This window comes from Pseudomonas sp. B1(2018), assembly GCF_003097365.1.
Taxonomy (GTDB): Bacteria; Pseudomonadota; Gammaproteobacteria; order Pseudomonadales; family Pseudomonadaceae; genus Aquipseudomonas; species Aquipseudomonas laurylsulfatiphila.
Map to the genome: position 1 here is coordinate 1 of NZ_PYUK01000048.1, position 1,194 is coordinate 1,194.

Annotated in this window: 1 protein-coding gene; it reads left to right on the plus strand. The window is 55.4% G+C overall.

Features of this window, described 5'->3' with window-relative positions:
- Positions 1-215 precede the first annotated feature (215 nt).
- The gene (locus tag C9422_RS31955; RefSeq protein ID WP_095968276.1) at positions 216-1,163 is read left to right on the plus strand and encodes a transposase; all 948 of its coding nucleotides are present in this window, start codon (positions 216-218) and stop codon (positions 1,161-1,163) included.
- Positions 1,164-1,194: the final 31 nt, after the last annotated feature.

Genomic DNA, 1,194 nt, shown 5'->3' on the forward strand with positions numbered 1-1,194 from the left:
GCAAGCCCGCTTGTATGGTAGGACTTGAAGGGAGGAGGAGGGACAAAGCCCGATTCTGACTGTTAGCGCAGTACAGATCCGTGGGAGATTTCGCCCCTCCTCCTTTCACCCAAGCGCCGATAAAGAATGCATCTGGCTAGACCGACGATAGGAACAAGCCTGCGCCTCTGGGTGAGCCCTTCAAGTGCTCAAAACCATATCCCGGAGGAAATCCAATGGCAATGCCGGTTTCTGTCACAAAGCCGATCGTGGGCGTGGATGTCGCCAAGAACGAACTGATGATCTATCACGCCGAGCTTGACCTGCTTGAAGCGATTCCCAACAACAAGGCAGCCATCCAAAAGTGGCTGAAGGTCTTGTCGGGGCCCGTTGCTGTAGCCATTGAGTCGACCAATATCTATCACCTAGAGTTCGCCGATCTGGCTTACGAGGCCGGTTGCACGATTTACATGGTGGGTGGCTATGAACTTAGCCATTACCGCAAAGGGGTGAATGTCCGCGCCAAAACCGATGCGCTGGATGCCAGGCTGCTTGCTCGCTATCTGAAGAACGAAGGTGATGACCTTCATCCGTGGACCCCGCCATCACCGCTGTACCGCCAGCTCTTGAGCCTTTTTCGTCGTCGCGCAGCCTTGGTTCAGGCGCGAGTCGGCCTGGTGCAAAGCTGGGCGAATGAGCCGCTGCTGAAATCTGCCTTCGCCGCGCAAGTGAAAGCCATGCAGCAGCTTGAAGCGCTGGTTGAAAAGACGATTAATGATCATCTGAAAGAAGCCGGTTTGCTCGGTCAGTTGAGGCGTTGCCTGAAAGTTGAAGGAATTGGATTTCTGACCGGAGCCCGCTTGCTCACGGCGTTTCAGCGGGGCGACTTCAGAAATGCAGATGCCTTTATTGCCTTTCTGGGAATGGATTTGCGGGTTTCGAAGTCAGGTCAAAAAGACGGTCGTCGGAGCTTGACCAAGCGAGGTGACCCGGAGGCTCGCCGGCTTCTGCACAACGCAGCCATGTCGGCCAGCCGTACGCCAGCCTGGAAAGGCTTTTATGAAGATCAAAGAGCTCGAGGCTTCAGCACCACTCAGGCGCTGGTGATACTGGCTCGCAAGCTTGCTCGGGTCGTATTCGCCCTGCTGAAAGGACAGAGCGAATATCAACCCAAAGCCGGTTGAGGGCTTCCCCTCAACCATAGAATCTCCCACA